This window comes from Blautia sp. CGZ-1-C1 (assembly GCF_056504575.1).
The window spans coordinates 1-5,544 of record NZ_JBWLUT010000031.1; the positions used below are offsets into that span (position 1 = coordinate 1).

General features: G+C 42.4%; 7 protein-coding genes. All 7 read right to left on the reverse strand.

From position 1 onward, the window contains the following. Positions 1 to 250: hypothetical protein (locus AC058W_RS01665; protein WP_479389630.1), on the reverse strand; the 250-nt coding region annotated here is incomplete at its 3' end. Continuing rightward, on the reverse strand, positions 251 to 973 hold the full coding sequence (locus AC058W_RS01670; RefSeq protein ID WP_118137050.1) for a LytR/AlgR family response regulator transcription factor: 723 nt from the start codon (positions 971 to 973) through the stop codon (positions 251 to 253). Between the two features lie 121 nt (positions 974 to 1,094). Continuing rightward, the gene (gene larC, locus AC058W_RS01675) at positions 1,095 to 2,447 is read right to left on the reverse strand and encodes a nickel pincer cofactor biosynthesis protein LarC (protein ID WP_118137048.1); all 1,353 of its coding nucleotides are present in this window, start codon (positions 2,445 to 2,447) and stop codon (positions 1,095 to 1,097) included. Positions 2,448 to 2,449: 2 nt separating this feature from the next. Beyond that, positions 2,450 to 3,211, reverse strand: coding sequence for a nickel pincer cofactor biosynthesis protein LarB (gene larB, locus AC058W_RS01680; RefSeq protein WP_118137046.1), 762 nt, complete (start codon positions 3,209 to 3,211; stop codon positions 2,450 to 2,452). Next, complete coding sequence (locus tag AC058W_RS01685) at positions 3,189 to 3,323, reverse strand: hypothetical protein (protein ID WP_279217380.1); 135 nt, start codon at positions 3,321 to 3,323, stop codon at positions 3,189 to 3,191. The genes larB and AC058W_RS01685 overlap by 23 nt, the downstream gene beginning before the upstream one ends. Then, positions 3,320 to 4,504 (reverse strand): rhodanese-like domain-containing protein, encoded by a 1,185-nt coding sequence (locus tag AC058W_RS01690; protein ID WP_117676514.1) that lies wholly within the window; start codon positions 4,502 to 4,504, stop codon positions 3,320 to 3,322. The genes AC058W_RS01685 and AC058W_RS01690 overlap by 4 nt, the downstream gene beginning before the upstream one ends. A 256-nt stretch (positions 4,505 to 4,760) precedes the next feature. Further along, a complete protein-coding gene (locus AC058W_RS01695; protein WP_117844754.1) occupies positions 4,761 to 5,525 on the reverse strand; it encodes a tRNA threonylcarbamoyladenosine dehydratase in 765 nt (254 codons plus the stop codon). Positions 5,526 to 5,544 lie beyond the last annotated feature (19 nt).

Consider the following 5,544-nt stretch of genomic DNA (forward strand, 5'->3'; position numbering starts at 1 on the left):
GTATTCTCTTTTTCAATGCTCCTTCATAACACACTGTAATCAAAAAAATCAGCACTATATTTGTTATCACACTCATACCTGGCGAACAAAATATCAGATGCACTCCTGCTGTCAAAATAAAAAACAATACATAACAGGCTCTTTCTTTTTTCTTTTCCTCAATATCTGTCCAAAAGAACAATCTCATAAAGCGATAGATTATATATGTACGCAAAAGATTCGTGCTTAATGTAGTTATCAACGCAAACATTTACTCTCTTTCCCTCCACACACGCTCTGCCAGTTGCTTTCTCACTGATTTCCGATATGGCTGGCTGATTGGAATTGTATCTCCGTTTTTCATTTTCACAGATTCATAAGAACATTCTTCGATATAATCAAAATTGATCAGATACGACTGATGAATCTGAATGAAATTTCCCGGAATTTTCTTTGCTATTTCTTTCAGTTTGCCATTAAATTCTTTCTGTCCGTCTTTTAAAACCAGATGCACTTTTTTATTCTGACTGCTGAAATACAGAATATCTTTATATAGCACCTTGAAATAATATCCACTGCCAAAGTACTCGAAAATACCTTTTCTGACTTCCGAAATTTTCTGAATCCTGTTCATGACATTCCCAACTTTTATTTTGTCTAAAGGTTTGATCAGAAAATCTGTAGGCTGTACACGAAATAAATCCATCGCATAACTGCTGTTCGCTGAAATGTAAACAATTGCAGTTTCCATGTTTTCCTGTTCTTCTCTTATAAAACGTCCCACTTCAATTCCATTTGTTGTCAGTAATTCTATATCCAGAAATAGCACATCAAGAATCTTCTTGTTTTCTCTCAGGAACCGGCACAGGCTTTCTCCCTGATACCAGATATCAATATTCATCTGAAGTTTATTCTCTTTTCCATAATCATAAAGCATTTTTTCCAGTTCCCCGCAGAGTCCTTCATCATCATCGCAAATGCCAATGCAAAACATTTCTTTTCTCCTTTCATACTACATACAGTATACAGTTCTTACAACTCTACTTCAAGACAAAAGTACCCTTTGATTTCGCGTGGAGTACTCTCAGGGAAACCAAAGGGTTCATATATGAAAGTTATTCTTTGTCTTTATTTGCCAAAACAATATAACGGTAAATTTCTGTAAACGGGATCTCTTTTTCTCTGCTCAACTGTGCAACGCTCTCATATTCCGGGTAAATCTGCTCTTTTCCATTCAAAGTGCATACCTTTACCAGAACTTCTCCCCATGGAGTCGGAAGGGTTCTCGTTTCTCTGGGAAGAATCGTACGTTCCATTATGCTATAACGAATTCCAATCGTAGTAGTTTCTTCAAAAATAATATTCTGGAGCGTTTCCATATCTTCTTCCTTACAGATCACATTCAGAACCCATGCAGGTCTGTTCTTTTTCATAAAAACAGGCGCATAATGCACATCTCTGGCACCGGCTTTCATTAGACGCTCCATCACAAATCCCAGAACTTCTCCACTGCAGTCATCAATGTTTGTCTCCATCTTGATAATCGTATCTTTGGTTTCCTGATTTTCAGCCTTCGGATTATTTCCGATTTCCGGGTTTTTGAATTCTTCTGACTGAGCCTTTTCTTCATCTATTTCTGCGCTCTGTGAGATAATCATTGCCCTTAGGATTCCCGGACACTCATACTGGCGTTTACCTGCACCGATTCCAATCCTCTGGATTTCAAATGTTTCCGGAAGTTTATCCTTTGTTTTCACTGCTGCCACTATCGCTGCACCTGTAGGCGTTACAAGTTCACCTTCTACCTCTGTCATTTTCAGATATAAATGATTGGCACTTACTATATTCGCAACTGCCGGAACCGGGATTGGCAGGATGCCATGCTGACAACGGACAGTTCCACGTCCCTCGCAGAGAACAGGAACAATAACCTCTGTGACATCCAGATCATCCAGACAGACTGCCACAGACACAATATCCACAATAGAGTCCACTGCTCCCACTTCATGAAAATGCACCTGATCTACAGGCACATTGTGTGCTTTACTCTCTGCCTCTGCAAGAATTTCAAATATACGCAATGCGATCTTCTTTGCATTCTCAGTCATTGCGCTATGCTCTATAATATAGGTAATTTCCTTTATTCCACGGTGTTCGTGATGGTGATGGTCTTTCGCTGTTCCTGTACCATGGACGTGATTGCGCTCCTGACCTTCATGATGATGTCCATGCAGATATTCCATATCATGGTCATGATTTTCATGCTCTTTATCCAGCACCACATTAAAATCACATGCATCTATTCCGGACTTCACAACTCTGCTGATCTTTATCTCAAATCCTGATACCTTAAGACTCTTCAGCACCCTGTCCAGCACTGCGCGGTCAGCCCCCAGATCAAGAAGTGCCGCAACCGTCATATCACCACTTATCCCTGAATAACATTCCAGATATAATGTTTTTCCCATAATCAATTTCCTTTCTCATCTGCACCTGCCGCCAGACGGTTGATCTGCGTTGCCAGATAGCCGGCACCGTATCCATTATCAATATTCACCACCGCAATACCGTTCGCACAGGAATTGATCATAGTAAGAAGTGCAGAAAGACCATGCATACTTGCACCATACCCCACAGATGTGGGGACTGCGATCACAGGTCTGCTCACCAGACCGCCCATCACACTGGCAAGAGCTCCCTCCATTCCTGCAACTGCAACTACACAGTTCGCACTCTGGATTGTCTCCAGTCTGGAAAACAGACGATGCATTCCGCTGACTCCCACATCATAAATCCGTTCAACATTTGTACCAAAATATTCCGCTGTCTGCGCAGCTTCCTCAGCAACCGGAATATCTGCTGTTCCCGCTGAACACACTGCGATCTTGCCAATACGCTTCTTATCTTTCTTCTCAATCTTTAAAATACGTGAAATCGGATCATATTCCACTTCCGGAAACTTCTCCTTCACCAGTTCATACTGAGAGTGGGAAGCTCTGGTCCCGAATACCTCACCATCTTCTCTGTATAATCTTTCAAAAATATTCAGAAGATGTTCATCTGCCTTATTACTGCAGTAGATTACTTCTGCAAAACCGGTTCTTGCCTTTCGGCTTGTATCCAGCTTCGCATATCCCATTTCTTCATAACTTTCTTTCTTAAGGATTCTCTCTGCCTCTTCCACAGATACAGAACCACTTTTTACACTTTCAAGAATCTCCTGTAAGGTCATGGCCCCCTCCTTTTAGAACACCACCTGCACCAGAAACATACAGACAACCGTTTCCACTATAATACTGAGCGCTGTATTTCTCTTCCACAAATGAAGATTTTTCCGTCATCATTCTTTTTCCTTATCAGCGCCCTTATTTCCACGCTGATCATAGTCATCCAGGAAATTATAGTATTCTCCATCTTTATGATATCCCATAACAGTACGAAGATTAATATCACGCACACTGTTAAAGATATTCGTCTCGATCACACTGCTTGTATTTCTAAACTGCGCAACCAGCTCTTTCATCTCATCACGCTTGGAACCACGTCCGCCACCGCAGCTTACACAGTTCTCAGTAAAACGGCATGCACACTGAATGAAATGCAGCCCATTGGTATCTCTCCATGCCTTGATTGCAGATTCCTTGATCAGATACATAGGACGGATCAATTCCATCCCCTCAAAATTCTGACTGTGCAGCTTCGGCATCATAGTCTCTACCTTACCACTGTACAGCATACCCATGAGGATTGTCTCGATCACATCATCAAAATGATGTCCCAACGCAATCTTATTACATCCCAGCTCCTTGGCATGAGAATACAGATAACCACGTCTCATTCTCGCACACAGGTAACAGGGATTATTCTCAATTTCTGCCACTGTATCAAAAATATCACTTTCAAAAACCGTAAGAGGAATTCCCAGAAGCTCTGCATTATCCTGAATAATCTTCCAGTTATCCGCATTATAACCCGGATTCATTACCAAAAACACCAGTTCAAAATGAATCTTCCCATGACGCTTCAGCTCCTGAAGCAGCTTCGCCATCAGCATAGAGTCCTTACCACCTGAAATACAGACAGCAATCTTATCCCCCTCCTGGATCAGCTGATACTCGTTCAACGCCTTGGTAAACGGTCTCCAGACCGTCTTTCTGAAAGTCTTGATAATACTGTGCTCAATCTCTTTCGTTTTCAGTTCTTTCTGCTCCTTAGCATCATTCTCCATAAAACGACTCAGAGAAAGTCTCAGATACGCACGATATCCTCCCTCAATATTCACAGCCTCATAGCCAGCCTCACTCAACTTCTCCACACAGTCCCGGCTCCTGTCCCCCGTATGGCAGAGAACATATACTGTTTTATCTTTATCAACAGCCTCCATCTTCTCATCAAACTCATCCAGCGGAATATTCACCGCCCCAGGAAAAGACCCCCTGCTATACTGATCCGCCGGCCGTACATCCACGATCGTAATCTTAGAAGAATCAATCTTCTCCAACTCTTCCACACTAATTGTATTCATATATAACCTGCCTTTATCTCTTAAAAATCAATCGCCTACATCTGATGAATCACCCTGTATTTCCGCCCAATTCACCAGCCATCATTATACTTTGAAACCCCATGATAGTCAACACATTCCCACCCCATCTCAACATCCCGCAAAAATTTTGTGTGCACACAAAATGAATTGTTTTTCTGCGCGTTCCCTGCCCCCAAACAAAAAAAGATGTGCACCATACCATCTCTGATACAATACACATCCACATAAACATTTTTTATCTTCTGTACTCCGCAGTCAAGTCCTTAACAACCTCTCCCGCAATAATCAATCCCACCACAGACGGCACAAACGCCACACTGCCGGGAATATCCCTGCGCTCCGTACACTTATGCTTCGCCCCCGGAGGACAAATACAATGCGATCTGCAGCTGATTGCCATATCCTCAACAGGTCTGATCGGCTGCTCTTCTGAATAAACAACCTTCAGCTTCTTCACACCACGCTTCTTCAGCTCCCTGCGCATAACCTTCGCCAGCGGACAAACCTTCGTCTTATAAATATCCGCCACCCGAAACGCACTGGCATCCAGTTTATTACCGGCACCCATACTGCTGATGATCGGAGTACCAGACTCCTTCGCACGCATGATCAACTCAATCTTCGCAGTCACAGTATCCACTGCATCCACTACATAATCATACTCATTAAAATCAAAATCAGCTGCATTTTCCGGAAGATAAAAGCACTTATGGATTCTCACATCTGCCTTCGGATTAATTTCCAGGATTCTGTCTCTCATCACTTCAGCCTTATACTGGCCTACCGTCTTTCTGGTAGCAATGATCTGTCTGTTAAGATTAGTCAGGCATACTTTATCATCATCGATCAGGTCAAAAGAATACACACCGCTTCGCGCCAACGCTTCGCATACATATCCTCCAACCCCTCCGATTCCAAATACTGCCACACGGGAGTTCTCCAGTTTATTCATTGCCTCTTTTCCCAGAAGAAGCTCTGTTCTTGAAAATTGATTCAGCATAATTTCTCCATTTCATCCT